At 51.9% G+C, this 24,204-nt stretch carries 30 protein-coding genes; 7 read left to right on the plus strand and 23 right to left on the minus strand.

The features are described 5' to 3' along the window. Nucleotides 1–37: 37 nt before the first annotated feature. Nucleotides 38–1,609 (minus strand): methyl-accepting chemotaxis protein, encoded by a 1,572-nt coding sequence (locus tag OGX92_RS07310; protein ID WP_126957068.1) that lies wholly within the window; start codon nucleotides 1,607–1,609, stop codon nucleotides 38–40. A 244-nt stretch (nucleotides 1,610–1,853) separates the two neighbouring features. On the opposite strand from OGX92_RS07310, the gene ytfE reads away from it, so the two are divergent. Continuing rightward, nucleotides 1,854–2,516 carry an iron-sulfur cluster repair protein YtfE gene (gene ytfE / locus OGX92_RS07315; RefSeq protein WP_003025690.1) on the plus strand — a complete coding sequence of 221 codons (663 nt, stop codon included), beginning with the start codon at nucleotides 1,854–1,856 and terminating at the stop codon, nucleotides 2,514–2,516. A 147-nt stretch (nucleotides 2,517–2,663) separates the two neighbouring features. Here the strand turns inward: ytfE and cycA are convergent, their stop codons facing one another. Both cycA and bamJ read right to left on the minus strand, forming a co-directional pair. Next, a complete protein-coding gene (cycA, locus tag OGX92_RS07320; RefSeq protein ID WP_003830438.1) occupies nucleotides 2,664–4,073 on the minus strand; it encodes a D-serine/D-alanine/glycine transporter in 1,410 nt (469 codons plus the stop codon). A 308-nt stretch (nucleotides 4,074–4,381) separates the two neighbouring features. Next, entirely contained in the window at nucleotides 4,382–5,002 is a 621-nt protein-coding gene (bamJ, locus tag OGX92_RS07325) for a BamJ family beta-barrel-assembly machinery protein (protein ID WP_032934269.1), read from the minus strand. Between the two features lie 219 nt (nucleotides 5,003–5,221). On the opposite strand from bamJ, the gene OGX92_RS07330 reads away from it, so the two are divergent. Beyond that, nucleotides 5,222–5,872, plus strand: a complete 651-nt coding sequence (locus tag OGX92_RS07330) for a LysM-like peptidoglycan-binding domain-containing protein (protein WP_003830442.1) — start codon at nucleotides 5,222–5,224, stop codon at nucleotides 5,870–5,872. 64 nt (nucleotides 5,873–5,936) lie between these two features. Here the strand turns inward: OGX92_RS07330 and OGX92_RS07335 are convergent, their stop codons facing one another. The 6 genes from OGX92_RS07335 to OGX92_RS07365 all read right to left on the minus strand — a co-directional run bounded on the left by OGX92_RS07335 (nucleotide 5,937) and on the right by OGX92_RS07365 (nucleotide 9,365). After that, nucleotides 5,937–6,860: a DMT family transporter gene (locus tag OGX92_RS07335; protein ID WP_008786017.1), complete on the minus strand. Its 924-nt coding sequence runs from the start codon at nucleotides 6,858–6,860 to the stop codon at nucleotides 5,937–5,939. Nucleotides 6,861–7,002: 142 nt separating this feature from the next. Then, nucleotides 7,003–7,452 carry a 50S ribosomal protein L9 gene (rplI, locus tag OGX92_RS07340; RefSeq protein WP_003025676.1) on the minus strand — a complete coding sequence of 150 codons (450 nt, stop codon included), beginning with the start codon at nucleotides 7,450–7,452 and terminating at the stop codon, nucleotides 7,003–7,005. Nucleotides 7,453–7,493: 41 nt separating this feature from the next. Further along, nucleotides 7,494–7,721, minus strand: coding sequence for a 30S ribosomal protein S18 (gene rpsR, locus OGX92_RS07345; protein ID WP_000135199.1), 228 nt, complete (start codon nucleotides 7,719–7,721; stop codon nucleotides 7,494–7,496). A gap of 4 nt (nucleotides 7,722–7,725) precedes the next feature. After that, the gene (priB, locus tag OGX92_RS07350) at nucleotides 7,726–8,040 is read right to left on the minus strand and encodes a primosomal replication protein N (RefSeq protein ID WP_003025674.1); all 315 of its coding nucleotides are present in this window, start codon (nucleotides 8,038–8,040) and stop codon (nucleotides 7,726–7,728) included. 6 nt (nucleotides 8,041–8,046) lie between these two features. Beyond that, a complete protein-coding gene (gene rpsF / locus OGX92_RS07355; RefSeq protein WP_003025672.1) occupies nucleotides 8,047–8,442 on the minus strand; it encodes a 30S ribosomal protein S6 in 396 nt (131 codons plus the stop codon). A 158-nt stretch (nucleotides 8,443–8,600) separates the two neighbouring features. After that, the gene (locus tag OGX92_RS07365; RefSeq protein WP_003830447.1) at nucleotides 8,601–9,365 is read right to left on the minus strand and encodes a TSUP family transporter; all 765 of its coding nucleotides are present in this window, start codon (nucleotides 9,363–9,365) and stop codon (nucleotides 8,601–8,603) included. A gap of 299 nt (nucleotides 9,366–9,664) precedes the next feature. On the opposite strand from OGX92_RS07365, the gene yjfY reads away from it, so the two are divergent. Next, a complete protein-coding gene (gene yjfY, locus OGX92_RS07370) occupies nucleotides 9,665–9,940 on the plus strand; it encodes a DUF1471 family protein YjfY (RefSeq protein ID WP_003025668.1) in 276 nt (91 codons plus the stop codon). Between the two features lie 131 nt (nucleotides 9,941–10,071). Here yjfY and OGX92_RS07375 read toward each other — a convergent pair whose 3' ends face one another. Genes OGX92_RS07375 through ulaA form a run of 6 tightly spaced genes read right to left on the minus strand, consistent with a single transcriptional unit; the run spans nucleotide 10,072 to nucleotide 14,481 of the window. Continuing rightward, nucleotides 10,072–10,758 carry an L-ribulose-5-phosphate 4-epimerase gene (locus OGX92_RS07375; RefSeq protein WP_286586380.1) on the minus strand — a complete coding sequence of 229 codons (687 nt, stop codon included), beginning with the start codon at nucleotides 10,756–10,758 and terminating at the stop codon, nucleotides 10,072–10,074. Beyond that, a complete protein-coding gene (locus OGX92_RS07380) occupies nucleotides 10,758–11,612 on the minus strand; it encodes an L-ribulose-5-phosphate 3-epimerase (RefSeq protein WP_003830452.1) in 855 nt (284 codons plus the stop codon). The genes OGX92_RS07375 and OGX92_RS07380 overlap by 1 nt, the downstream gene beginning before the upstream one ends. 9 nt (nucleotides 11,613–11,621) lie before the next feature. Then, the gene (gene ulaD, locus OGX92_RS07385; protein ID WP_003025660.1) at nucleotides 11,622–12,272 is read right to left on the minus strand and encodes a 3-keto-L-gulonate-6-phosphate decarboxylase UlaD; all 651 of its coding nucleotides are present in this window, start codon (nucleotides 12,270–12,272) and stop codon (nucleotides 11,622–11,624) included. A gap of 12 nt (nucleotides 12,273–12,284) precedes the next feature. Next, the gene (gene ulaC / locus OGX92_RS07390) at nucleotides 12,285–12,752 is read right to left on the minus strand and encodes a PTS ascorbate transporter subunit IIA (RefSeq protein WP_003830454.1); all 468 of its coding nucleotides are present in this window, start codon (nucleotides 12,750–12,752) and stop codon (nucleotides 12,285–12,287) included. A gap of 10 nt (nucleotides 12,753–12,762) precedes the next feature. Then, a complete protein-coding gene (gene ulaB / locus OGX92_RS07395; RefSeq protein ID WP_003025655.1) occupies nucleotides 12,763–13,068 on the minus strand; it encodes a PTS ascorbate transporter subunit IIB in 306 nt (101 codons plus the stop codon). 15 nt (nucleotides 13,069–13,083) lie between these two features. Next, the gene (gene ulaA / locus OGX92_RS07400; RefSeq protein WP_003830456.1) at nucleotides 13,084–14,481 is read right to left on the minus strand and encodes a PTS ascorbate transporter subunit IIC; all 1,398 of its coding nucleotides are present in this window, start codon (nucleotides 14,479–14,481) and stop codon (nucleotides 13,084–13,086) included. A 367-nt stretch (nucleotides 14,482–14,848) separates the two neighbouring features. On the opposite strand from ulaA, the gene ulaG reads away from it, so the two are divergent. Together ulaG and ulaR are read left to right on the plus strand one after the other, a co-directional pair. Next, nucleotides 14,849–15,913, plus strand: coding sequence for an L-ascorbate 6-phosphate lactonase (ulaG, locus tag OGX92_RS07405; protein WP_003025649.1), 1,065 nt, complete (start codon nucleotides 14,849–14,851; stop codon nucleotides 15,911–15,913). A 106-nt stretch (nucleotides 15,914–16,019) separates the two neighbouring features. Next, nucleotides 16,020–16,775 carry an HTH-type transcriptional regulator UlaR gene (ulaR, locus tag OGX92_RS07410; RefSeq protein ID WP_003025646.1) on the plus strand — a complete coding sequence of 252 codons (756 nt, stop codon included), beginning with the start codon at nucleotides 16,020–16,022 and terminating at the stop codon, nucleotides 16,773–16,775. On the opposite strand, the gene yjfP is transcribed toward ulaR, so the two are convergent. Beyond that, nucleotides 16,772–17,521 (minus strand): esterase, encoded by a 750-nt coding sequence (yjfP, locus tag OGX92_RS07415; RefSeq protein WP_063941654.1) that lies wholly within the window; start codon nucleotides 17,519–17,521, stop codon nucleotides 16,772–16,774. The two genes, ulaR and yjfP, sit on opposite strands and share 4 nt — an antisense overlap. A gap of 181 nt (nucleotides 17,522–17,702) precedes the next feature. Here yjfP and bsmA point away from each other — a divergent pair, with 181 nt between their 5' ends. Next, nucleotides 17,703–18,032 carry a biofilm peroxide resistance protein BsmA gene (gene bsmA / locus OGX92_RS07420; protein ID WP_286586381.1) on the plus strand — a complete coding sequence of 110 codons (330 nt, stop codon included), beginning with the start codon at nucleotides 17,703–17,705 and terminating at the stop codon, nucleotides 18,030–18,032. A 147-nt stretch (nucleotides 18,033–18,179) separates the two neighbouring features. Continuing rightward, the gene (gene yjfN / locus OGX92_RS07425) at nucleotides 18,180–18,455 is read left to right on the plus strand and encodes a DUF1471 family protease activator YjfN (RefSeq protein WP_003830465.1); all 276 of its coding nucleotides are present in this window, start codon (nucleotides 18,180–18,182) and stop codon (nucleotides 18,453–18,455) included. 86 nt (nucleotides 18,456–18,541) lie between these two features. On the opposite strand, the gene OGX92_RS07430 is transcribed toward yjfN, so the two are convergent. From OGX92_RS07430 to OGX92_RS07460, 7 genes are all read right to left on the minus strand, one after another. Then, the gene (locus OGX92_RS07430) at nucleotides 18,542–20,164 is read right to left on the minus strand and encodes an isovaleryl-CoA dehydrogenase (RefSeq protein ID WP_149335660.1); all 1,623 of its coding nucleotides are present in this window, start codon (nucleotides 20,162–20,164) and stop codon (nucleotides 18,542–18,544) included. An 84-nt stretch (nucleotides 20,165–20,248) separates the two neighbouring features. Continuing rightward, entirely contained in the window at nucleotides 20,249–21,415 is a 1,167-nt protein-coding gene (locus tag OGX92_RS07435; protein ID WP_063941656.1) for a glutathionylspermidine synthase family protein, read from the minus strand. A 2-nt stretch (nucleotides 21,416–21,417) separates the two neighbouring features. Beyond that, nucleotides 21,418–22,053 carry a DUF1190 domain-containing protein gene (locus OGX92_RS07440; RefSeq protein WP_149281791.1) on the minus strand — a complete coding sequence of 212 codons (636 nt, stop codon included), beginning with the start codon at nucleotides 22,051–22,053 and terminating at the stop codon, nucleotides 21,418–21,420. A gap of 9 nt (nucleotides 22,054–22,062) precedes the next feature. Then, nucleotides 22,063–22,461, minus strand: coding sequence for a DUF350 domain-containing protein (locus OGX92_RS07445; protein WP_003830474.1), 399 nt, complete (start codon nucleotides 22,459–22,461; stop codon nucleotides 22,063–22,065). A gap of 19 nt (nucleotides 22,462–22,480) precedes the next feature. Continuing rightward, a complete protein-coding gene (locus OGX92_RS07450; protein WP_003830476.1) occupies nucleotides 22,481–23,140 on the minus strand; it encodes a YjfK family protein in 660 nt (219 codons plus the stop codon). 56 nt (nucleotides 23,141–23,196) lie between these two features. Next, the gene (locus tag OGX92_RS07455; protein WP_286586382.1) at nucleotides 23,197–23,895 is read right to left on the minus strand and encodes a PspA/IM30 family protein; all 699 of its coding nucleotides are present in this window, start codon (nucleotides 23,893–23,895) and stop codon (nucleotides 23,197–23,199) included. Nucleotides 23,896–23,910: 15 nt separating this feature from the next. Next, nucleotides 23,911–24,204: DUF2170 family protein (locus tag OGX92_RS07460; protein ID WP_286586383.1), on the minus strand; the 294-nt coding region annotated here is incomplete at its 5' end.

Raw genomic sequence — 24,204 nt, forward strand, 5'->3', positions numbered from 1 at the left:
AAGGATTGTACGATCTCATGTAGGCCGGATAAGGCGTTTACGCCGCCATCCGGCGCGACACTTTAAACACCGCTACCGTCTGGTTCAACCGCGCGGCCTGCTCTTCAAGCGCGGCAGCGGCGGAAGCGGACTCTTCTACCAGCGAGGCGTTTTGCTGGGTCACGCGATCCATTTCGGCAACCGCCTGGCCTACCTGATCGATACCCCGACTTTGTTCATCAGAAGCTGAGGCAATCTCCCCCATGATGTCGGTCACGCGGGTCACGGCGCTAACTATTTCCGCCATCGTTTCGCCCGCTTCATGCACCAGCGCCGTGCCGGCATTGACCCGATACCCCGAGTCATCAATCAGCGCTTTGATCTCCTTCGCCGCCTGGGCACTACGCTGCGCCAGCGTCCGAACCTCGCCTGCGACCACGGCAAATCCGCGTCCCTGCTCGCCCGCACGCGCCGCTTCCACCGCCGCGTTTAGCGCAAGGATATTGGTCTGGAAGGCAATGCCGTCGATAACATTGGTAATTTGCGCGATTTTGCTGGAACTGGTGGCGATTTCATCCATCGTACGCACCACGCCATCGACCACGTTTCCGCCTTTTTGCGCCGTTTGTGAAGCATTTTTTGCCAGACTGGTCGCCTGACGCGCGTTATCTGCGTTCTGTCTCACGGTTGCGGTAAGTTGTTCCATGCTGGCAGCAGTCTCTTCCAGAGAGGCGGCCTGCTGCTCGGTACGTGAAGAGAGATCGTTACTGCCTGCGGCGATTTCACCCGCGCCGGTATAGATGGTATCGGCCCCGTCACGCACCACGCTGACCGTATTCGCCAGCGCCTGCTGCATGTCACGGACGTTGCTTGCCAGCAGCGCCATTTCATTACTGCCATCGGCGCTGATGGGGTGCGTCAAATCGCCTGCGGCAATGTGGCGAATATGTCCCATCACCTCGTGGAGCGGCTTGAGCAGCACTCGCTGCATCGCCAGCCAACTGGCGATAATCACGGTGACGACAATCAGCATCACCGCGGACAGCAGCCAGATTATCTTCTGGTAATCACTCTCATTGTCCTGCACTCCGGCAGTGGCCAGCGCCGTTTGCGCACTACGCCATTGCCGATAAACTTCCTGCATGGCCGTTTGCTTTTGCTCGGCATTCTGCTTGAACATCTCTTCCAGCTTTCCTTCAGCCAGCAGCACGTTCATTTTTGCCAGCGTCGCAGAATAGATGCCGTACTGCTCTTCCAGTCGATCGGCCAGATGCTCATCCAGCCCAGGCGTTTCCGGCAGAGCGTAGTATTTATCGTAATGATCTTTCGATTCGGCCAACAGGCGATTTGCCGTGTTCACCAGCTCCTGCAACTGACCGCCGTTAATCTCGCTGGCCATCGTTCCCTGTAAACGCAGCATGCCCCGGTTGAGCGTGACGCGAGCCTGGTTCAGGCTAATCCACGCATCGGTAAACTCGGCCACGTTCTGGCTGGAAAGTTGAGACACGTTAAAGTTCTGCTTATCGTTATTGAGTGCACCAATAAAGACGCCCGCGGAGATGAGCTGCATTGCGCCCAGCGCGAGTAACACGGTGATAAGTAAGGTTATCACTTTGATTCGTTTGAACATCTGTAGCCTTTTATTATGCAGGTATTGTCTGAGGTCTAACTATCGGCAGCGGCGTGCGCTTATTTAATCCTGTCGTGCGGCTTTTTTCACCGTACCTCTCCTTTCCAATAAGATTCAGCATCTTAACGAGATAAGAAATTTTCGTGACATCCATCACAAAACACCCCACCCCGAAAGGGTTATATCCTTTGCCATAAGTTGCATTTAAAATACATCTTATATTATTGAGAATGAGGTAACGGCAATGTCATATCGCGATCAACCTTTAGGTGAACTGGCGCTCTCTATTCCTCGCGCTTCGGCCCTGTTTCGTAAATACGATATGGATTACTGCTGCGGCGGTAAGCAAACGCTGGCACGCGCTGCCGCGCGTAAAGAGCTGGATTTAGACGTTATTGAGGCGCAGCTTGCGCAGCTGGCTGAACAGCCGCTGGAGAAAGACTGGCGTACCGTGGCTCTGGCTGAAATCATCGACCATATCATCGTGCGTTATCACGACAGACACCGCGAACAGCTGCCGGAGCTGATCCTGCAGGCCACTAAAGTTGAACGCGTTCACGCAGACAAACCGAACGTACCGCGCGGTCTGGCGAAAAACCTGACCATGCTGCATGAAGAGCTGTCCAGCCACATGATGAAAGAAGAACAGATCCTGTTCCCGATGATCAAACAGGGCATGGGTAGCCAGGCGATGGGGCCAATCAGCGTGATGGAAAGCGAACATGACGATGCGGGTGAACTGGTAGAAGTGATCAAACACATCACCCATAACGTAACGCCGCCACCAGAGGCCTGCACTACCTGGAAAGCCATGTATAACGGCATTAACGAGATGATCGACGACCTGATGGAACACATCAGCCTGGAAAACAATGTGTTGTTCCCGCGTGCCCTCGCAGGTGAATAAAAAAGCCCGGTGGCGCTAGCGCTTACCGGGCCTACAACGACCTCAAACGTAGGCCTGATAAGGCGAAGCCGCATCAGGCAATCCCGCCAGCATAGTGCCGGATGCGGCGTAAACGCCTTATCCGGCCTACATCTCACTGCTTAGCAATTATCGCGTACCTGCCATACGTTTCTTACCGATGAACAACCAGCCCAGACCCAGCGCGATGAACCACAGCGGCGTGACGATCAGCGCCTGACGGGTATCATCTTCCAGCGTCAGCAGTACCAGTACGAAGACGAAGAACGCCATACATACCCAGCACATCAGCTTGCCTAACGGCATCTTGTAGATTGATTTTTCATGCAGGTGAGGACGCTGCTTGCGGTACACCAGGTATGAGCAAAGAATGATGGTCCAGACGAACATGAACAGAATCGCCGATACGGTGGTGATCATGGTGAAGGCGCCAATCACGCTCGGGTTCACGTACAGCATCACCACGCCGCCCAGCAGACAGATACAGGAGAAGGTTAAACCCTTCGCCGGAACTGCGCGTTTAGACAGCTTGGCAAACGCTTTAGGCGCAACGCCTTCCTGCGCCAGACCGAACAGCATACGGCTGGTAGAGAACACGCCGCTGTTTGCAGAAGAGGCAGCTGAAGTCAGCACCACAAAGTTGATCAGGCTCGCCGCAGCAGGCAGACCAACCAGCACAAACAGTTCAACGAATGGGCTCTTGGTTGGCACTACCGAGCTCCACGGCGTAACGGACATAATCACGATCAGCGCAAAAACGTAGAACATGATGATACGGATCGGAATCGAGTTAATGGCGCGCGGCAGCGATTTTTCCGGATCCTTGGTTTCCGCTGCGGTCGTACCCACCAGCTCAATACCCACAAACGCGAACACCGCTATCTGGAAGCCGGCAAAGAAGCCGCTCAGACCTTTCGGGAACCAGCCACCGTCATTCCACAAGTGCGTGAACGATGCCTGAACGCCGGTTGGCGACTGGAAGTGCGTCAACACCATCACCAGACCGACGACAATCAGGCCGATGATGGCGACGATTTTGATCATCGCAAACCAGAACTCCATCTCACCGAACATTTTTACGGTGGCGAGGTTGAGGCTCAGCAGCAGCACGATCACCGCCAGCGAGGCGACCCAGTCTGACAGTTCGGGGAACCAGAATTGCGCATACGCGGTAATCGCGACAACGTCTGCCATTCCGGTAACGACCCAGCAGAACCAGTAGGTCCAACCGGTAAAATACCCAGCCCATGGCCCGAGCAGGTCGGAGGCGAAATCACTAAACGATTTGTACTCCAGATTCGAGAGCAGCAATTCACCCATTGCACGCATCACGAAAAACAGCATAAAACCGATGATCATATACACAAAGATGATCGACGGTCCGGCGAGACTGATGGTTTTACCGGAGCCCATAAACAGGCCAGTACCGATAGCGCCACCAATAGCAATAAGTTGAATATGACGGTTTGTGAGATTGCGCCGTAGCGACTGTTCAGACGACGCCTCTTCAGCGGTGTCGACTTTTACCTGATCTACCATGTTTTTTCTTCCTGTACCTGTCTGTGTTGTTCAGGCTCTACGGCCTTTAGTGTGTCTATGATACGACGATCCTGTTATCAGGACTCATCGATATTAGGTAAGAATTGGCGGGATGAATACTAAGATTTAGATATAATGTTAATTTAATGTTTAAAGTGAGTGTCATATCACTCTGATAGCGCGAATCAGCTCACAAAAATACACACTGATGGGGCATTTGCAAGATAAAATATCGACAACGACGTAACTATAGCTTTTCACGCTATTTTTTTGTTCCCCCCGGCCTTGGGGGGAACAGAAGTCACTGCTTACAGGATCTCAAGCAGCTCAACTTCGAACACCAACGTGCTGAACGGAGGAATGGACGCGCCAGCGCCACGCTCGCCGTAAGCCAGTTCCTGAGGAATAGTCAGTTCCCATTTGGAACCTACCGGCATCAGGGTCAGCGCTTCAATCCAGCCTGGGATTACGCCGTTAACCGGGAATTCAGCTGGTTCGCCACGTGCGACAGAGCTGTCAAACACGGTACCGTCGATCAGTTTACCGGTGTAGTGCACGCGAACGCGGTCAGTACGTGCCGGAATAGCACCTTCACCCTGGGTCAGAACACGGAACTGCAAACCAGATTCAGTGCTGTTCACACCGTCTTTCTCACGGTTTTCTTCCAGATATTTGACGCCATCAGCCGCCATAGCCTGGAAACGCTCGCGACGTACTGCGTCAGCGCGTTCGTGGATTTCACGCAGTGCGCGATGCACAACATCAACCGGCACTGCCGGGTGCTTACCTTCCAGCGCGTCAGCGATACCCGCTACCAGCGCTTCAGGCAACAGTCCTTCCAGTCCGGATTCGCTCAGCTGTTGTCCTACCTGCAAACCAATGCCGTAGCTTGCTTGCGCTTCGATAGTGTCAAAAGTCGGGTTAGCCATCATATTTCCTTTCATCGGATGTAAAGTAGCGGGCAGCATATCAGCCATGCCGCATCCGGTAAAACTTTGTCTCGGGAACAGATGACAAATCGCGAGGAAACATAAACAATAGGAATATCCCGCGTTGACGTCACGAAAGCGGGTAATATGACGAACATCATAGCGTTAGCCATCTATACTCTATGATCGAGGAACGAGACGCGGAGCAGGAGGAAAGCCATGCCCGGGCGCTTTGAATTAAAACCAACCCTGGCGAAAATCTGGCATGCACCGGACAATTTTCGCATTATGGACCCGCTACCGCCTATGCACCGCCGCGGCATTATTATTGCCGCTATTGTGTTGGTGATAGGTTTCCTGCTCCCTTCCAGTGACACCAGCGATGCCCCTGTGGTGACGCGTACTGCCCAGCTGGATTTACAGTCACAGTCGCAGCCACCGACCGAGGCTCAACTGCAGGCACAGCTCGTCGCGCCGCAAAATGATCCCGGCCAGGTCGCTCCGGTTGCGCCAGAGCCAATCCAGGAAGGAGAACCTGATGCGCAGCCTCAGGTCCAGCAATCTCAGCCGCAGACACAACCTTTCCAACAGGATAGCGGAATTGACCAGCAGTGGCGCTCCTACCGCGTAGACTCAGGTAAAACGCTGGCGCAGGTATTCCGTGACCATAACCTCCCGCCAACCGATGTCTATGCGATGGCACAGGTTGAAGGCGCCGGAAAACCACTGAGCAATCTGAAAGACGGTCAGATGATACAGATCAGGCAGAATGCCAATGGCGTGGTGACGGGATTAACCATTGATACCGGGAATGGTCAGCAAGTACTGTTTACCCGCCAGCCTAACGGCAGTTTTATCCGCGCCCGTTAAGCGCTGTGACCCCGCGATTCCAGGCCTGATAAGCGATAGCGCCATCAGGCATCAAGGTGAAACGTCAGCGTTTCACCTTGTTCACCCACCAGATCCCCGAACACACCAGCACCAGCGCTACCGCATATTTCCATTCGAGAATGTTTTCACCGAGGAATATTGCCGACAGTACTGCTCCCGAAACCGGGATCAGGAAGTTAAACGGCGCAATCATCCCCACGCGATTATGCTTGAGCAGAATACTCCACAAGGCGAAAGCGACCGAAGAGAGTAACGTCAGGTAGCCGAGAATCGCCACCGAAGATGCACCGTGTACGGTTAGCGTGCCGCCAAAAGCGTAGCCGCCGATAACCAACGCCAGGCCGCCACCGCCCAACTGGTACCCTGTCATTACCGTCGGGTCCACCGTCTGAGAAATACGTTTTCCATATAGCGTGGCAGCAGAGAGAATAAAAGCTGCCATCACTACTGAGCCGTCACCTAACAGGCTGAAGCTAAAATCCATTCCGCTGCTAAAGTTCACCACCATTACGCCGGTAAAGCCGAGAATACAGCCCAGCGCTTTGTTGTAACTCAGTTTGTCGTTATGGTAGATAAAATGGGCCAGCAGCACGCTGAAGAAGGTCCCGGTCGCATTCATGATGGACCCTTTCACTCCCGTCGTGAACGCCAGGCCAATGTAGAAAAAGATGTATTGCAGCGAGGTTTGCGTTAGCCCCAACAGCGTGAGTTGGCCGTACTGACGCGGACTTAACCGGCCAATCGGTTTACGCTGCGCTACCGCCAGCAGTAGCAGCAATAATCCCGCAAACAGAAAGCGATATCCGGCAAAGACAATCTTTGAGGGAATGTCATCCGTGGCAATCTGGAAGATCTCATATCCGCTTTTGATCGCCGGATAGGCACTCCCCCACAGTAGGCAGCAGAACGCCGCGCTCAGGTAGACAACATTTTTACGCGCAAACAGAGGTTGGTGCGTTGGTTCCATTCCATCACCACTTTGAAATAATGTTTTATTTTTTTGATTATCCCGAAAAGGATAAAGAATAGCCAGAGAGAAAAGCGGGGGAACAGAAAAGCAAAACGCCGGCACAGGGCCGGCGCTTTTACGCGGTCATCAGAATAAAAACTTATTCTGCAACTACGTTTACAGTCAGCTTAGCAAACACTTCGCTGTGAACCTGGAAGCTCACTTCGTGCTCGCCAGTGGTACGCAGAACGCCGTTCGGCAGACGAACTTCGCTCTTAGCTACTTCAACGCCAGCTGCAGTTACAGCGTCAGCGATGTCGCGAGTACCGATGGAACCGAACAGTTTACCTTCGTCGCCAGCTTTAGACGCGATGGTTACGGTTTCCAGTGCGTTGATTTTCTCAGCACGAGCTTCAGCAGCGGACAGAACGTCAGCCAATTTAGCTTCCAGCTCAGCGCGACGCGCTTCGAAAAATTCAACGTTTTTCTTGGTAGCAGGAACAGCTTTACCCTGTGGTACCAGGAAGTTACGAGCATAGCCCGCTTTAACGTTAACCTGATCACCCAGGCTACCCAGGTTTGCTACTTTATCAAGCAGAATAACTTGCATTACCTTATCCTCTCAAAGTCGTATTAATGGACCGTGACCGATTACTGATGACGATCAGTGTACGGCAGCAGGGACAGGTAGCGAGCGCGTTTGATAGCGCGAGCCAGCTGACGCTGGTATTTTGCACGGGTACCGGTGATACGGCTTGGGACAATCTTACCGCTTTCGGTGATGTAGTTTTTCAGCGTAGCGATATCTTTATAGTCGATCTCTTGAACGCCTTCCGCGGTGAAACGGCAGAACTTGCGACGACGGAAATAACGTGCCATATGGCTAGTCTCCAGAATCTATCAATTCAATCTGCTCGGCATGCAGAACCATTTTGCTCAGGCCGTTCTTTGCTTTGTGGCAAGAGATGAACCCCTGAACGGTCACTGCGCTACCGACCGTTATACTGTGAGTAATGGCTTGGTTTTCGTGTCCGCTAATAATAACGGGCATTTGGCACCACGCCTGCCGGTGAAACCCGGCTTCCTCCTGCACAGAACGATGCTCAAGCACGAACTGGCAATGAGGAATTCCTGATGGACTGACCTTTCGAAGGGGGGCCCTGCACACAGTGCCGGACAACGCCAGACGGTTGGTCATCAGAAATTACTCTTCAGAATCCCCAGCTTCAGCATCATCTGCGGTTTCGTTAGCGAAATCATCGCGACGTTCACGACGCTCGTCTTTCGCTTTAACCATCGGAGATGCTTCGGTAACAGCGTGTTTAGTACGCATAACCATGCTGCGGATAACGGCATCGTTGAAGCGGAAGGTAGTTTCCAGCTCATCGATCACTTCCTGCGGCGCTTCAACGTTCATCAGGACGTAGTGAGCTTTGTGCAGTTTGTTGATCGGGTAAGCCAGCTGACGGCGGCCCCAGTCTTCCAGACGGTGGATCGTGCCTTCTGCACCAGTGATGGCAGCAGTGTAGCGTTCGATCATACCCGGAACCTGTTCGCTCTGGTCAGGATGGACCATAAAAACGATTTCGTAATGACGCATCGAATTGCTCCTTACGGATTATTCAGCCTCCTGTCTGGGTCAGCCGAGGCCCATGGAGGCAAGGAACGTGTTAAAGGTCGGCTGAAAAATGACGCGTCATAATACTGGGGTCAGCAGGTAAACTCAAGGTGCTTGTACGATTATTTATCATGTCACTATTAATACATATCCAGCAGCATTTTGATGCTGATGCAAATGGAGACAATGACAATCATGGGTCGGATGACTTTCTTACCGCGCGTCAGTACGACTGTCGCACCAAGACGTGCGCCAAGGGATTGCCCTGCAAACATCACCAGCCCAAGCGACCAGATCATTTTACCGCCGAAAATGAAGAACAAAATCGAGGCGATGTTCGACGCCAGGTTAATAAAATTCGAGTGGATTTGCGCTTTATCAATACTGTATCCCCACAGCAGGATATAGCTGAGGGTATAAAAGGAACCTGCCCCAGCACCGAGAAAGCCATCATAAAAACCAATACATCCCCCACCGATCAACGAGAAGAGAAACAGGGATACCTGCTGCTTTCTTTTCGGTTCGCTAAGGTTTGGCGCAAAAATAAAGTAAATGGCGACTGCGATAATCAGGATTGGGAGCAGTTTCTTCAGCAGTTCCGGTTCAATGAACTGGATAAGCGTCGTTCCCAGCGCAGAACCGATAAAGGCAGATAAAAACACATACTTGTGCTCCTGCACGTTGATATGTCCCCGGCGTAAAAAGTAAATTCCAGAGGTCAGAGAGCTACCCAGAGCCTGAATTTTATTGGTTGCCAGCGCATTAGCCGGGGGTAAACCAGAAATTAAGAGTGCGCCAATAGAGAGAAATCCACCACCGCCCGACACCACGTTAATAAAGCCAGCCACCAGCGCGACCATAAACATAACCACGAAATAGCTGAAATCCATGAATGAAGTATCCATAAGTTTTTGCCTTATTATCATAAAGTTATATTAATTATCCGGCTCACTATAAACGGCGTACTCAACCGATTAAATTGACTATTTGGTAAGAGCTTATGCGCGAAAGGCAGGTATTTTTTCACCGCAGCGGTATACACCAGCAGACTGTTAATTAAAGAAAAGATGGCTATGCGGTAATTTTTTGAACAACTGCATCAGAAATGGTCGCTATCGACTGCGCTGGTAGCGGTTAAAATTACATCAGAAGTTAATCACTCACAGGAGAGAGGCAACCAGAGACCGCAGTCGAGGAGGTACATATGCGAGCCCGTGTTTTGACCCTTCTAGCTGTGCTTTTGCTCAGTGCAAATGCAACGGCAGCCATCAAAATTGATAACCATCAGGCCAGGAACATGGATGATGTGCAGAGCTTAGGCGTCATTTACATAAATCATAACTTCGCCACTGAAAGTGAAGCCACTCAGGCCCTGAATGAAGAGACCGATGCGCAAGGCGCAACCTACTACCACGTGATCCTCACCAGGGAACCCGGTAGTAACGGAAATATGCACGCCAGTGCAGATATTTATCGTTAACACCAGAAATAACCAACGAGAACGTTGCCACAGTTTGACTTGCCCCCTTCACTGGGGGCTTTTTTTGCAAAACAATCCCGAAGCCAGACCGATCTCATCCCCATGAAGAGTTGGCTCCGGAACGTTTATTCCTACTTCTGCCCGTAATAGGCATTTGGGCCGTGCTTACGCATGAAGTGCTTATTCATCAGATAACTGTCGATGGGGCTGAGCGCCGGATTAATACCGCGCGCAATCCATGCCATTTTTGCCACCTCTTCCATCACCACCGCGTTATGTACCGCGTCGTGAGCATCTTTGCCCCAGGCAAACGGGCCATGCTGGTACACCACTACGCCTGGCGTATGCAAAGGTTCCACCTCCCCCAGCGTTTCAACAATCACCCTGCCGGTATTCAGCTCATACTCATCCTGAACTTCCGCTTCAGTTAACGCCCGGGTGCAGGGAATATCACCAAAGAAGTAGTCCGCATGCGTCGTACCGAGCGCGGGTATTGCCAGACCTGCCTGCGCCCATGCCGTCGCGTGGGTTGAGTGAGTATGCACCACGCCGCCAAGAGAGGAATAGCGACGAAACAGCGCCAGATGGGTGGCGGTATCGGAAGAAGGACGATAGCGTCCTTCCACCACGTTGCCGTACAGATCCACAACTACCATGTCGTCCACTGTCATTGTTTGGTAGTCGACGCCGCTGGGCTTAATCACCACCAGCCCGCGTTCGCGGTCGATGGCGCTGACATTACCCCAGGTAAACGTCACCAGCCCGTAGCGCGGCAGATCCATATTGGCCTCAAAAACCTGCTGTTTGAGTTTTTGCATTATACCGCCTCCACCAGACCGGCGCTGGCCATACGCGCTTTCACCCAGTCGCGCGCCTTCACCACTTCACGTGCCGGGTCGTCCGACGTTTCACTCCACATCTCAATCAGGTATGGCCCGCAATACCCACTCTGTTTGAGCGTCGCAAAACAACGTTCGAAATCGACAACCCCTTCACCAAACGGCACATTTTTGAATACGCCGGGTTTGGTATCCTTCACGTGTACGGCAACGATATGGCCCATTCCCGCCTGCAGCTCCATCTGCACATCGTTGTCCCACGCCGACAAATTGCCGATATCGGGATACAGCTGGAACCACGGATTGTTGAGATAGTGAGCGTATCCCAGCGCCTTACTGATCGAATTCATCAGTGGATAATCCATGATTTCCATCGCCAGCGTCACCTGCGCACGGCTCGCCATCTCTACGCTTTCTTTCAGCCCATCGCGAAACCGACGACGCGTTTCGTTATTGGCCTGCTGGTAATAAACGTCGTAACCCGCCAGTTGAATAACGCGAATACCGATATCCTGCGCAAACTGAATGGCTTTACGCATGATCTCCAGCCCCTGTTCGCGTACCGCATCATCTTCACTACCAAGCGGGAAACGACGATGAGCGCTCAGGCACATGGACGGTACCCGTATCCCTGTCTCAGCGATTGCGGCCACCAGCGCCAGTCGCTGCTCGCGGTTCCAGTCAAGACGCGCCAGGCGAGCGTCGGTTTCATCAACCGACATTTCGACAAAGTCAAAGCCCAGTTCCTTCGCCAGCTGCAAACGCTCCAGCCAGCACTCCCCGCCGGGGAGTGCCTTTTCATAAATACCGAGCGGGACCTGTTTCGACAACATAGTCGCTCCTTATCCCCACAGCTGGGCGATAGAACGTTTGAACTGACGGGCCGCTTCCACCGGAGAGGCGGCATCGCGAATGCTGCGACCGGCAATAAATACGTGAATCGGAATTCCCTGAAACAGCGGCAGATCTTCCAGCGCCAGACCGCCGGTGACGGTGACTTTAAAGCCCATCTCGGACAGGCGTTTGATCGCGCTGATATCCGCTTCTCCCCACGCCACGCCCGCCGCCTGCGCATCACGGCTGCGGTGATACACAACTTGCCCAATCCCTGCGTCACGCCATTCCTGGGCCTGCTCCCAGGTCCAGTAACCGGTCAGTTCAATCTGCACGTCGCCGTTAAATTCTTTCGCTACCTCCAGTGCCCCCTTGGTGGTGTTGATATCCGCACAGCAGATGACGGTGACCCAGTCAGCGTTGGCTTCGAAACACATGCGGGAGAGGATTTTTCCCGCATCGGCAATTTTGGCGTCCGCCAGCACAATTTTATGCGGGTAAAGCGCCTTCAGATCGCGAACGGCGCGCACACCCTCTGCCACGCAAAGAATAGTTCCCACCTCAATGATATCGACCTCTTCGGCAATCAGACGCGTCGTTTCATACGCAGAAGACATTGATTGGTTATCCAGCGCAACCTGCAACATAGGTAATGACATTTTGGTATCCTTTTAAACAGCCGCCGCAGTGGCGTTATCAATTAAATCCAACACTTCCTGCGCGGTGCGACAGGCGCGTAAACGGTCGAAATTGGCTTCGTCATCAAAGAGATTCACGATCTGCATGATGCCCACTTCCTGATGTGTGTTGGCGTCAACTGCCGCCATCGTTATCAGAATATCGACCGGGTCGTTATCTTCGTGGTTAAACACCAGCGGTGATTTCAGCGTCACCAGCGCAAAACCAGTTTTCTTGACCCCTTCCTCCGGACGGCCGTGCGGCATTGCCAGGCCAGGCGCAATCACAAAGTACGGGCCAAACTGCTCAACGCCATCAAGGATGGCCTGGTAGTAGCGTGGTTCAACCACATCGGCCTTAACCAACAGATCCACACCAAGCTTTACCGCTTCCTGCCAGGTACTGGCCTCGGCTTGCAAAAGGATGGAATTATTGTCTGTTAGCGAGTCACGTAATTTCATATGCCGCCCCCTACTTCACGTCCTGCGGGAAATGCGCTTTGATCACTTCCAGCAGTTTTGGCCCAAAATCGGCAGGAGACAGCATGTTGCGTACGCCAACGACATATTTATTGCCAGAAACGGTAATCTCACCGGCGATATGCGTAGAGGCGATGATGATATCCGCGCCGCTCAGTTCACTTTTGTATTCACCCACAGCGCAGCTGTTTACCGTATGGTCAATATTTGACTGGGTTAAAAACTGGTCCACCTTCATTTTCATGATCATGGAACTGCCCTGCCCATTGCCACACACAGCCAGAATACGTACGGTCATAATCGGAACTCCTTATTAAGCAGAGTGTTCTGCCAGTTGTTTTTCTGCGTCTTCCTCAGCGCGCAACGTGCGTCCTGCGAAAAACATATAAGCCAGTGCAATCAGAATAATGACGGCCATAAACACGATGCCGATGGAGGCAAAGCCTTGCATCATCGGCGGTGCCAGAATTGACCAGTCCGCCATGCCCATCCAGGCGCTCATACCGGTGAGTTTCACCGCCCAAACGCAGCCGAAGATTTCGATCATCCCCATCACCAGGCAAATCTTGAGCGCCGCGCGCCAGCCGCCAAAGTGGTTAGCAAATACGCCGATGGTGGCGTTCGAGAAGAACATCGGGATAAAGCCTGGGATAATCAGGATGGAAGAGCCGCAGGCAACCAGAATACCTACCGCAATCAGTTGGCCGATGGTGCCCCACATAAAGCCCCAGACCACCGCGTTGGGGGCAAAGCTGTAAATGGCTGCGCAGTCGATAGCCAACACCGCGCCGGGGATCAGACGTTGAGAGATACCGTTGAACGCTTCTGAAAGTTCAGCAACGAACATACGTACGCCCTGGGTGATGATGAAGATAGCGACAGCAAACGAAAAACCGGTTTGCAGGATATACACCGTCCAGTGGGTTTTACCCGCCATCGCCTGAACCACATCAATGCCGAAAGAGAGCAGGATCGCCCCGAAAAAGATGGTCATCACAATCGCGGTGGAAACGATGTTGTCATGGAAGATATTCAGCCAGCCTGGCAGCTTGAGATCTTCTACGCTCTCCTCTTTCTTACCCAGATACGGCGCGACTTTGTAAGCAATCCAGGAGGCGAACTGCTGCTGGTGACCGATGGAAAAACCGCAACCGTCAGTTACTTCCTGCGTCGGTTTGTACATCATATTGGAGGTAATGCCCCAGTAGAGCGACACCAGCACCGCGGTACAGATGATGGTGGTCCACATCGGGTAACCAAAGATGTAGAAAGAGACAGCAATCAGCCCCGCCTGCTGGAACATGATGTGCCCAGTCAGCATGATGGTTCGAATGCCGGTAATACGCCGTAGCAGTACGTAACAAATGTTCAGCGCCAGCGCTAACAGTACGGCGTACCCTACCCAACTGTATGCATCGCCCATTCGTTCGATGGTTGCCATCATGGAGGCATAGGTATCGGAGATCGCGCCATTGATACCGTAAACCTCAGACATCTTCGCCACCACCGGTTTAAACGTGCTGGTCAGAATGCCCGACCCTGCCTGCAATAACATAAAACCGATAATCGTTTTGATCGTGCCTTTGATAATGACGCTGACACTTTTACGCAACAGGATGTAGCCGAGGCAGGTCACAATACCCAACAGCAACGGTGCATTGGTCATGACCTGATTAAAAAAGACGGTAAAGATGTTGTAGAGGATCTCCATAACGATCTCCAGTAGACGAAGTTGCTGAACATTCATTACAGATGCCCAGGATGTTGTGCCCTCACTCTAATTTTCAAAAGTAATCACAACAAGATTGAATTTGATTAAATGTGATGAAGTACGCAAATAATTCTCTTACTTGCAGAGTGGATTTACTTCAAATTCACACTCGTCAAAATAAATTCATTTAAAACAATAAAATACAAAAATATATTTCATATAAACCATCTTGTCACGTTGTAATTTGTTCGCATTTTCCCATTCAACACCAAAAATCAGCGCATTGCCTTCTTGAGAAAATGATGCCAGTATCAATCAAAACAAATCATAATTTGATTCAACTTGAACAAACATGAAGGTAATTGCGATGAGTAAAGTAAAAAGCATCACGCGTGAATCATGGATTCTGAGCACATTCCCGGAGTGGGGAAGCTGGCTCAATGAAGAGATCGAGCAGGAACAGGTCGCACCTGGCACTTTCGCTATGTGGTGGCTTGGCTGTACCGGTATTTGGCTAAAGTCTGAAGGCGGAACTAACGTCTGCGTCGATTTCTGGTGCGGTACGGGTAAACAGAGTCACGGTAACCCGCTGATGAAAACCGGTCACCAGATGCAACGCATGGCGGGCGTGAAGAAGCTGCAGCCAAACCTGCGCACCACGCCGTTTGTTCTTGATCCGTTTGCCATTCGTCAGATCGATGCGGTGCTGGCCACGCACGATCATAACGATCACATCGACGTAAATGTTGCGGCAGCCGTCATGCAGAACTGTGCCGACGACGTACCGTTTATTGGACCGCAGACTTGTGTGGATCTGTGGATCGGTTGGGGTGTACCAAAAGAGCGCTGCATCGTGGTAAAACCTGGCGATGTGGTGAAAGTGAAAGATATTGAAATTCATGCGCTTGATGCGTTTGATCGTACGGCATTGATCACGCTTCCTGCCGATCAAAAAGCGGCAGGCGTGCTGCCGGATGGTATGGATGCCCGCGCCGTAAACTATCTGTTCAAAACGCCGGGCGGTACGCTTTATCACAGCGGTGATTCACACTACTCCAACTACTATGCAAAGCATGGCAATGAGCACCAGATCGACGTCGCGCTCGGATCCTACGGCGAGAACCCACGGGGTATTACGGACAAAATGACCAGTTCCGACATGCTGCGTATGGCGGAGGCCCTGAATACAAAAGTGGTGATCCCTTTCCATCACGATATCTGGTCAAACTTCCAGGCCGATCCTCAGGAGATCCGCGTACTTTGGGAGATGAAAAAAGATCGGCTGAAGTATGGCTTTAAGCCTTTTATCTGGCAGGTGGGTGGCAAGTTCACCTGGCCGCTGGACAAAGATAACTTTGAATATCACTATCCGCGCGGCTTTGACGACTGCTTCACGATTGAACCGGATTTACCGTTTAAATCGTTCTTGTGATCCACACAAAATGCCGGGCCATCCCGGCATTTTTTCCCATTTACTTTAGTATTTCCAGGCTATTTCAAATATCATCTTTTCAAATCAATTTGTATCGGAATAGCTCATGACTGAAGCACAAAGACATCAAATACTGCTGGATATGCTGGCGCAGTTGGGCTTTGTTACCGTTGAGAACGTGATTGAGCGTCTGGGGATTTCACCCGCCACAGCACGCCGGGACATCAACAAACTCGATGAAAGCGGCAAACTCAAGAAAGTCCGCAACGGCGCAGAAGCTATTACCCAGCAGCGACCGCGCTGGACGCCAATGAATCTGCACCAGGCACAGAACCACGATGAAAAAGTTCGCATTGCCAAGGCGGCATCCCAGCTTGTGAATGCAGGTGAAAGCGTGGTGATCAACTGCGGATCGACCGCCTTTCTGCTGGGTCGCGAAATGTGCGGCAAGCCGGTGCAGATCATCACTAATTATCTGCCGCTGGCGAACTATCTGATCGACCAGGAGCATGACAGCGTGATCATCATGGGAGGGCAATATAACAAAAGCCAATCCATCACGCTTAGCCCGCAAGGCAGTGAAAATAGCCTGTATGCCGGGCACTGGATGTTCACCAGTGGCAAAGGGTTGACCGCGGACGGACTGTATAAAACGGATATGCTGACCGCGATGGCCGAGCAGAAGATGCTTAACGTGGTGGGCAAACTGGTGGTACTGGTCGATAGCAGTAAAGTCGGTGAACGTGCGGGAATGCTGTTCAGTCGCGCCGACCAAATCGACATGCTGATTACTGGCAAAAATGCAAACCCTGAGATTCTGCAACAGCTTGAAGCTCAGGGCGTGAGCATTATGCGCGTTTAAAGGTGCTGGCGGAAAAACGTCACTGTTGCGGCCAACGCTTCTGGCGTGATGCGATGTCGTACGCCCGCTTCCCACAGGCAGGTCAGATTGTTGTCCAAACCTGCCTGAATCAGCGCTTGCTGTAAGCGGAAGGTTTCAACAGCCGGTACAACATCATCATCCTGTCCATGCCACAGCAGCAACGGCCTGTCAGCGAGGCGTGGTAACTGATGCGTAACATCCCATTCGGCAAGCGGGGCGATAACGGCATCAAATTCCGCCTGCTGCTCTGGGGTCTGAACCAGTAAAGGGGGAAAAAGCGTCTGCGCAAGCCGGGTAAAATAGCCTGAACCCATCAGGCTGGCTACACATTTAACCTCAGGATGGCGCGCCATTATGCCCAATGCTGTCATTCCCCCCATCGACGCCCCACCGACGGCAAGCCGCTCATCTGAAAGCCAATTTTCCGCCTCCAGCGCCGCACGTAACGTCGTAAACTCCTGCATATTTTGCTGCAAAATATGCCAGAAGCGGCGCATTCGCACCCTGGCATCGCTTTTGAAGCGAGCGCCATGGTCGGGCGCATCTGGCATGACGACACGGAACCCGGCCTGAGCCAGCGCAACGGCAAAATAGCTGTAAACCAGGCTTGAAGAGGTAAACCCGTGATAGAAGATAACACAAGGGAGTGAACATTCGCGTTTGCCAGCCGGAACGGCGTGCAGGACAGGTATACCCGCCAACTGTCGTGTTTCAATTTCGATCATTTGTCGCCTCTTTCTTTCTGGTATGCCATGCAGCAATACTTAACGCAAGCGAATGTGTTCGGCAATGATTCATAATGTTGAGAACTGGGTTACGCTTTCGCAACATTTTCATTCGAAAATCGCGTGAGAGATAACAATTCGGGAACATTCCCCTAAAGGGAAATTAATAAGGCACTACACTATGGCTATCAGGAAACGAGATAGAGTTATGCGTCGGTTTGCCTCTTTGTTGTTGGTTATGTTTTTAAGCTCCTGTAGCGTGCTACAGGGAACGCCACAACCCGCACCGCCCGTTGCCGACCACCCGCAGGAGATCCGCCGTGACCAGAGTAATGGGTTACAGCGATTAGGGACGGTTAGCGCGCTGGTAAGAGGCTCTCCGGATGATGCGCTGGCAGAGATCCGTGCCAAAGCCGCCGCGGCTAAAGCTGATTACTACGTGGTTTTATTAGTGGATGAAACTATCGTGACAGGCCAATGGTATTCACAGGCTATTTTGTATCGTAAATAACATTGGGTTGAAATTTAGTCAGCTTTACATTGCTTTGCGCCCCTATGCGTTTACCTGTGCACAATAAACCAACAGCAGGAAGCTTGAGGTTTATTATCGCGATGGAATGCCCTGCCGTGTGTAGGGGTACGAATAATGGAGCTGACGATGAAACAATCACTTGCCTTATCCTCACTGCTGCTTTCTGCCGGACTGGTAGGTACTACGGCACAGTCTGCCGAATTCGCCAGTGCTGACTGTGTTACTGGCCTGAACGAAATTGGCCAGATATCTGTCAGTAACATTGCAGGAAATCCGCAGGATGTAGAACGTGTTGTCGCGTTAAAAGCGGATGAACAAGGTGCCTCATGGTATCGGATCATTCAAATGTACGAAGATCAGCAGCCCGACAACTGGCGCGTACAGGCCATACTCTATGCTTAACACATTGCCGGATGGCGTAAACTTATCTGAGCTACAGTGAACTGTAGACATGATAAGACGCGAAAGCGTCGCCATCAGGCATATTATTACCGTAATCCCCCCGTTGCCCGCAGAAGCAAATCGTTCAGCACCTGCTCAGACAATCGTAGTCCCCCCCGCGTATCAAGCATAATTTGGCACCAGGCCTGCGCCACTGGTGGAGAGGCATAGCGCAACATCTGCGCTCCGCAACCAAGCAGGAAAAGCTGCTGCGTAATCTCCCGCCCCAATGCCTCGCTGGGTTTACGTAAACGCTGCTGGAGCTGACGCACCATTCGATCGTAATGTCGGTCTTGCCCTTTGACTTCCGCAAAGGCTTCACTGAGCATCTCGTATATGCCGGGTTGTTTGGTTAGTACCCGCAATACATCAAGGCACATAATGTTGCCAGAGCCTTCCCAGATACTGTTTACCGGCATTTCACGATACAAACGCGGCAGCTCGCTCTCCTCGCAATAGCCAATCCCACCCAGCACTTCCATCGCTTCTGCCACAAATGGCATACCGCTTTTGCAAACGGAGAATTTCGCCGCTGGCGTGAACAACCTGGCCCACAGCGCTTCTTTAGCATCAGCACGACGGTCCCAGGCCCGCGCCAGTCGAAACAGTAACGCCGTTTGACCTTCCAGTTGGAGCGCCATCCGACCTAACACTTGGCGCATCATCGGTTGTTCAATCAATGGCTTGCCAAAAACTTGCCGCTGGTGAGCATGGTAAATCGCGACGGAAAAAGCACGTCGCATCATACCGTGACTGCCGAGCGCACAGTCAAAACGCGTCATCCCCCCCATTTTCAGGATATGGCGTATACCTTCCCCTTCTTCACCCAATAGCCAGCCAATCGCATCGTGGAATTCAACCTCGCAGCTGGCGTTGGAGCGGTTGCCTAACTTATCTTTCAATCGCTCAAGACGGATAGCATTACGCTGCCCGTCAGGTAAAAATCGCGGCACAAAAAAGCAGGATAATCCTCCCTTAGCCTGGGCCAGCACTAAATGGGCATCGCTTTGCGGCACGGAGAAAAACCACTTATGTCCCACCAGCCGATACGAGCCGTCAGCAAGACGTTCTGCCTGAGTGGTATTGCTCAGCACATCTGAACCACCCTGCTTCTCGGTCATGCCCATGCCGATAAGCAGCCCACGCTTTTGCCCTCCGGGCAGTAAATGCGAGTCATAACGGTCGCTTAGCAGCGGCGTAAGCCAGTCGTGAAAGGGGGCGGGTAACATTTGAAGTAACAGCGGCGTGGCGGCAAAAGTCATGGTCACCGGACACAACGTGCCAGCTTCAACCTGCGCATGCAGCATGAAACGCGCGGCCCGTGCAACAAATGTTCCCTGCCTCGCATCTTCTTCCCAGGCCAGATTATGTACGCGGTTGGCGCACAATCCCTGCATCAGCAAATGCCAGGCAGGATGAAAACGCACATCATCCAGCCGCTGCCCCTGCGGGTCGTAGCGCAACAGTTCAGGTGGAAAAGCATTGGCCAGACGACCCAGTTCGAGCGACTCGGCAGTCCCTAGCTGCTGACCAATACTGGCGAGAAGATCGCTATCCCAGCCAGCGCCTTCACGGATAACCGCTTCGCACAGCGCGCCATCGGACAAATATAAGTTACTGTTATTGAGCGGTACAGGTTGGTTAAAAACGGTATGCGTTTGCCAGTGCATTGTGTCTCCCTCCGTCAATGGCCGTCGCTTTAAGTATGGTCAGAACCACATTATTCGCGACGGAGGGAGATCACAAAAGTACGGTTAGCCAGCAATATAATGAGGAATAAAACGAGAAGTATCTTTAGTGATCAAAGTATTATCCTCGCGGATCCCCATACCACAGGCTTCATCATCCACGATCCAGCTACCGATCAACGTGTAGCTGTCGCCAAAGCGCGGTAATGGCTGAAATGCCTGATAGATCATCGGTTCTTCGGCGTAATCACCCTCGGCATGCTCAACGACCTGCTGCTGACCATCAAAAATGGTGACATTTCCCCCTTCACGGGAAAATATCGGTTTGCGTACATAGCTTTCACCAGCCGCAATTTGTGGCGTTTCACCGTCAAACCAGGCGGGCAGCAGGTTGGGATGGTTGGGAAAAAAATGCCACAGCAAAGGCATTAGCCCTTTATTGCTGAGCACACTCTTCCACAACGGCTCAACCCACTGTTCGCGGCGATGGCGCAGCAAAGGGCCATTCTCATCTCGCATCATCCACTCCAGGGGATAGAGCTTAAAGGCGCGACGAATGACGTTATCATCCAGGTCCGTGAGAACACCGCCAACGCCAAGCCCCAGATCTTCGACGTAAATAAACCGTGACTCTTGCCCAGCCTGCTGCGCGCAATCCTGTAAATACAGCACCGTGGTACGATCTTCGTCAGTATCTTCGCAGCAGCAAAAATAGAAGGGCTCCGGGCTATAAAGCTCAGCAAAACGGGAGATTAGCCGCTCTTGAATGGCGTTGTACTGGTCGGCGTCGCGTGTGATCACCCCGCTGCGACGCGCATCTTCCAGCCATAGCCACTGGAAATACGCTGACTCATAAAGCGACGTTGGTGTATCCGCGTTGTACTCCAGCAGCTTGACCGGGGCGTTATTTCCGCACCAGACAAAATCCATGCGGCCGTACAGGGAGGGATCGCGATTGCGCCAGCTTTCGGCAATAACGTCCCAATACAGCGGCGGGATCGCCAGTTGCTGCATAATCTGTTCGTCGTTAACTGCTCGTTCGACGACATCCAGACACATCTGGTGCAGTTCCGCAGTGGGTTTTTCGATCTGCTCTTCCACTTGCCGGAGCGTAAAGCGGTATGCCCGGCTCTCATCCCAGTAAATCTCGTTATCGATAATATGAAAATCAAAGCCGTGATCGTAGGCGATCCGGTCCAAATCCTGACGAACAGGGACATCATGTCGCAGCATCGTTAACCTCCCCAGTGCCCACGCGCGCTGGACGAACGCCCGTAGCCGCCGCGTGAAACCGTCGAGACTTTCTTCGTCGTATAACTATGGCTGGTTGCAGTATCATGTTTTCCACTACCGGAACGCCAACTGTAATCCCCGGAAGTTGTACGCCAGACCGGGCGCGAAGCATAGGAAGAACCGCCGCTGCTATAAACATATTGTTCGTCGCGATTTTTGCGAATGACGCGGCTGAGTAAAAAACCGGAGAATATCGGCACCCAGCTTTGATCGATGCTGTCGAGATAACAGTCGCCAAACTGTGTCTGACAGCTCTGCTTGCTCATTTGCTTTGGCAGGTTAGAGTAGAACTCTGCTTTCGCATTGTTCCAGCCATCGGCACAAACGGTGGCGCTATTGCCATCGTCAATACATTCACTCACCGCGGAGTAAAAGGTACCATCACCATCGTTATTGCCGTCATCAGCACATCCTTTGAGGACAAAAAATGCCGCTCCGCCCATAATGGCCAGCGTCAGGTATTTTCCACTGTAACGGCTGCGTTTTCTTGCAAAGGAGTTCGCCGGACGCCCAATTCGCGTGATGGCAGAATGCCCTTGCCCCCTGTTTTTGTTTCCGGATTTACGTTTTCTTGCCATGATCGTCCATTACCATGTCATGCAGGCGGCGTTAAAAATACCCCCCGCCAGGGCGGCGGTCCCCATAAATAATCCCGCTGCAGTATTATGATTAATAATTTTTTCACTCAGTGCCGGCATGTATAAACGCACACCGCCGTAAATGACGAGTTGTATCACCAGCGCGATGCCGCCCCAGGCGAAATAATCCGGAATGCTGACGGCGTTAATTGCCGCGCTGGATAACGGAATAACGTAGCCCAGCAACGTGCCGCTAAAGGCCAGTGACGCTGCTGTATTATTATTTTTAATCAGTTGCCATTCATTGTGCGGCGTAATTTTTGAGTATATAAACAGAAAAACGATCACCATGGCTGCGCCAATAAAAAAATAGGCGCAAAAAGCCAGCAATGAATCCAGTATGTGCATTGTGTAACCTTCCCTGAAATTAACCAATTACATTAAGTGATGTTAATGGAATATCTACACCCAGCGCCCGCGAGAATACCCATTCAGGCTCTCCCAGCTCATTAAATGATTCTTCACCGTTCAACAGCAGGTATTCCCAGGTATCATCTGTAACCTGTCGCTGATAGCCCATGGTAAAATTATGTACATTCCATATGGCATGCTGATGATTTTCTACTTTTTCCAGCATATAAACCGGCTCAATATTCCCCGGTTCTTCCTCGTTAAAAAAGCGTTGCCAGCGCTCTTCCTGCCAGCTCAGCGTCGGCGTTCCTATTACGGACGGGCTAATGGCAGACTGCCAGTGTTTTTTCTGCGAAATCCCGTAACTTTCCGCATAAACAAAGAATTTGATATCGTCGATATCATCGATGTCTGAGCCGCCCGTGGTATTGATTTGCAGAAACTCTTCTCCGGACGTGTAGTAGCGAAAAATCTGGCTTCCGCCGCCTAAATCAATGTGGCTGGCGGCTGCAACGGTGTACTCCTCACCAGGCAATTCGATCAATAGTGACTCTTCAAGCAGACGAAATGCCAGCGTGTTAAGCGTAAAACCAGCATTCAGATGTAACCCTAACGGCCCGCGAGCTGGCGCAACAGCAGCCTCTTTACCGAATAAGCGCTGGAAAAAACTCATCATGATTTTCCCTTAATGATCTGCCAGCCTTCTTTCGAGGCTGGCGCATTTCACGACGTTTACTCGCCTTGCTGACGCTGCAGTCGTGCCAGTACATCCTGAGCCGAACTTTTATTGCTCGCCCCAATGCCGGCTTCGGCCAGCTTCTCATCCAGGTCACGCCCATCCGCAACCTTTTCCAGCTGCGCAGCGGCATCCAGACGGGCCTGACGCTCAGCCTGTCGCGTTTGCAAACGCTTGAGCGACTCTGCGGCTGTAGACACACTCGAAGACGCGCCTACGGTCGAGGTAGTCACTGCCTGCTGGGCGCGCTGCATCGCTTCCGTCGCCTTTACCACCTCAAGCTGCTGTTCAAACTGTGCAATCCGTTGTGCGGTTGCACTCACCGCTTTTTCAACGCTATCCCGCGACACTTCAAGGTTAGCGAGTACTTGCTCTTCTGCAGCAATGACATTCTCTAAGCGGGCAATTTCTTCTGCAACTTCGTTGATCAGTGACGGGTTAGCGTTTTTACTCAGCGCTTCCAACACTCGTGTTTCCAGACTAGATTTACGCTCACGCAGATCGTTCAACTTGTCATTACTCAGCCTCACGCGCGCCAGCAAGTCTACTCGTGATTTTCCGGCTTTATCCAGCTCACCTTTCGCATCACGGATATGCTGCTCCAGCATGCGGACCCCCTGCGCTTCTTCAATTGACTCTTCCGCCTGAGAAAGTACGGACTTGCCGAGGGTAAACAGGCTTTTTAAAATTCCCATAAATAGCGTTCCTTGTTATTCGTGAGTGTATTCTTCAGTGATTTCAGCCAGATCTAGCGCGTTTTCCGCAAGCGTAGTCATCTCCAGCACTACATCATCCAGTGATGAATTAAGCGAAAGTGCTCCAAATGCGACGTAATATTCATCCTGCTGAACGCGAGAAATCCCCACGGAAGACAGAGGAAGGAGTTTCTGATTACGTAATAAGAAAATATTGAATTCATTTTGCTGGTGATGCTGCCAACTTACTGATTTAGTGTATGATGGTGTTTTTGAGGTGCTCCAGTGGCTTCTGTTTCTATCAGCTGT

It is taken from the genome of Citrobacter sp. Cpo089, assembly GCF_030332695.1.
Taxonomy (GTDB): domain Bacteria; phylum Pseudomonadota; class Gammaproteobacteria; order Enterobacterales; family Enterobacteriaceae; genus Citrobacter; species Citrobacter portucalensis.

Excerpts from the sequence above, each read along its gene's own strand:
- ulaB (WP_003025655.1), bottom strand. The coding sequence starts at position 13,068 with ATGACCGTACGTATTCTGGCTGTGTGTGGCAATGGGCAGGGCAGTTCC.
- rplI (WP_003025676.1), bottom strand. The coding sequence starts at position 7,452 with ATGCAAGTTATTCTGCTTGATAAAGTAGCAAACCTGGGTAGCCTGGGT.
- ulaR (WP_003025646.1), top strand. The coding sequence starts at position 16,020 with ATGACTGAAGCACAAAGACATCAAATACTGCTGGATATGCTGGCGCAG.
- priB (WP_003025674.1), bottom strand. The coding sequence starts at position 8,040 with ATGACCAACCGTCTGGCGTTGTCCGGCACTGTGTGCAGGGCCCCCCTT.
- bsmA (WP_286586381.1), top strand. The coding sequence starts at position 17,703 with ATGGCTATCAGGAAACGAGATAGAGTTATGCGTCGGTTTGCCTCTTTG.
- OGX92_RS07335 (WP_008786017.1), bottom strand. The coding sequence starts at position 6,860 with ATGGAACCAACGCACCAACCTCTGTTTGCGCGTAAAAATGTTGTCTAC.
- ulaA (WP_003830456.1), bottom strand. The coding sequence starts at position 14,481 with ATGGAGATCCTCTACAACATCTTTACCGTCTTTTTTAATCAGGTCATG.
- bamJ (WP_032934269.1), bottom strand. The coding sequence starts at position 5,002 with ATGGCTAACCCGACTTTTGACACTATCGAAGCGCAAGCAAGCTACGGC.
- yjfN (WP_003830465.1), top strand. The coding sequence starts at position 18,180 with ATGAAACAATCACTTGCCTTATCCTCACTGCTGCTTTCTGCCGGACTG.
- OGX92_RS07450 (WP_003830476.1), bottom strand. The coding sequence starts at position 23,140 with ATGATGAGTTTTTTCCAGCGCTTATTCGGTAAAGAGGCTGCTGTTGCG.
- OGX92_RS07380 (WP_003830452.1), bottom strand. The coding sequence starts at position 11,612 with ATGTTGTCGAAACAGGTCCCGCTCGGTATTTATGAAAAGGCACTCCCC.
- OGX92_RS07310 (WP_126957068.1), bottom strand. The coding sequence starts at position 1,609 with ATGTTCAAACGAATCAAAGTGATAACCTTACTTATCACCGTGTTACTC.
- yjfY (WP_003025668.1), top strand. The coding sequence starts at position 9,665 with ATGCGAGCCCGTGTTTTGACCCTTCTAGCTGTGCTTTTGCTCAGTGCA.
- ulaC (WP_003830454.1), bottom strand. The coding sequence starts at position 12,752 with ATGAAATTACGTGACTCGCTAACAGACAATAATTCCATCCTTTTGCAA.
- ytfE (WP_003025690.1), top strand. The coding sequence starts at position 1,854 with ATGTCATATCGCGATCAACCTTTAGGTGAACTGGCGCTCTCTATTCCT.
- rpsF (WP_003025672.1), bottom strand. The coding sequence starts at position 8,442 with ATGCGTCATTACGAAATCGTTTTTATGGTCCATCCTGACCAGAGCGAA.
- rpsR (WP_000135199.1), bottom strand. The coding sequence starts at position 7,721 with ATGGCACGTTATTTCCGTCGTCGCAAGTTCTGCCGTTTCACCGCGGAA.
- ulaG (WP_003025649.1), top strand. The coding sequence starts at position 14,849 with ATGAGTAAAGTAAAAAGCATCACGCGTGAATCATGGATTCTGAGCACA.
- ulaD (WP_003025660.1), bottom strand. The coding sequence starts at position 12,272 with ATGTCATTACCTATGTTGCAGGTTGCGCTGGATAACCAATCAATGTCT.
- cycA (WP_003830438.1), bottom strand. The coding sequence starts at position 4,073 with ATGGTAGATCAGGTAAAAGTCGACACCGCTGAAGAGGCGTCGTCTGAA.
- yjfP (WP_063941654.1), bottom strand. The coding sequence starts at position 17,521 with ATGATCGAAATTGAAACACGACAGTTGGCGGGTATACCTGTCCTGCAC.
- OGX92_RS07455 (WP_286586382.1), bottom strand. The coding sequence starts at position 23,895 with ATGGGAATTTTAAAAAGCCTGTTTACCCTCGGCAAGTCCGTACTTTCT.
- OGX92_RS07375 (WP_286586380.1), bottom strand. The coding sequence starts at position 10,758 with ATGCAAAAACTCAAACAGCAGGTTTTTGAGGCCAATATGGATCTGCCG.
- OGX92_RS07445 (WP_003830474.1), bottom strand. The coding sequence starts at position 22,461 with ATGCACATACTGGATTCATTGCTGGCTTTTTGCGCCTATTTTTTTATT.
- OGX92_RS07435 (WP_063941656.1), bottom strand. The coding sequence starts at position 21,415 with ATGCTGCGACATGATGTCCCTGTTCGTCAGGATTTGGACCGGATCGCC.
- OGX92_RS07365 (WP_003830447.1), bottom strand. The coding sequence starts at position 9,365 with ATGGATACTTCATTCATGGATTTCAGCTATTTCGTGGTTATGTTTATG.
- OGX92_RS07330 (WP_003830442.1), top strand. The coding sequence starts at position 5,222 with ATGCCCGGGCGCTTTGAATTAAAACCAACCCTGGCGAAAATCTGGCAT.
- OGX92_RS07430 (WP_149335660.1), bottom strand. The coding sequence starts at position 20,164 with ATGCACTGGCAAACGCATACCGTTTTTAACCAACCTGTACCGCTCAAT.
- OGX92_RS07440 (WP_149281791.1), bottom strand. The coding sequence starts at position 22,053 with ATGGCAAGAAAACGTAAATCCGGAAACAAAAACAGGGGGCAAGGGCAT.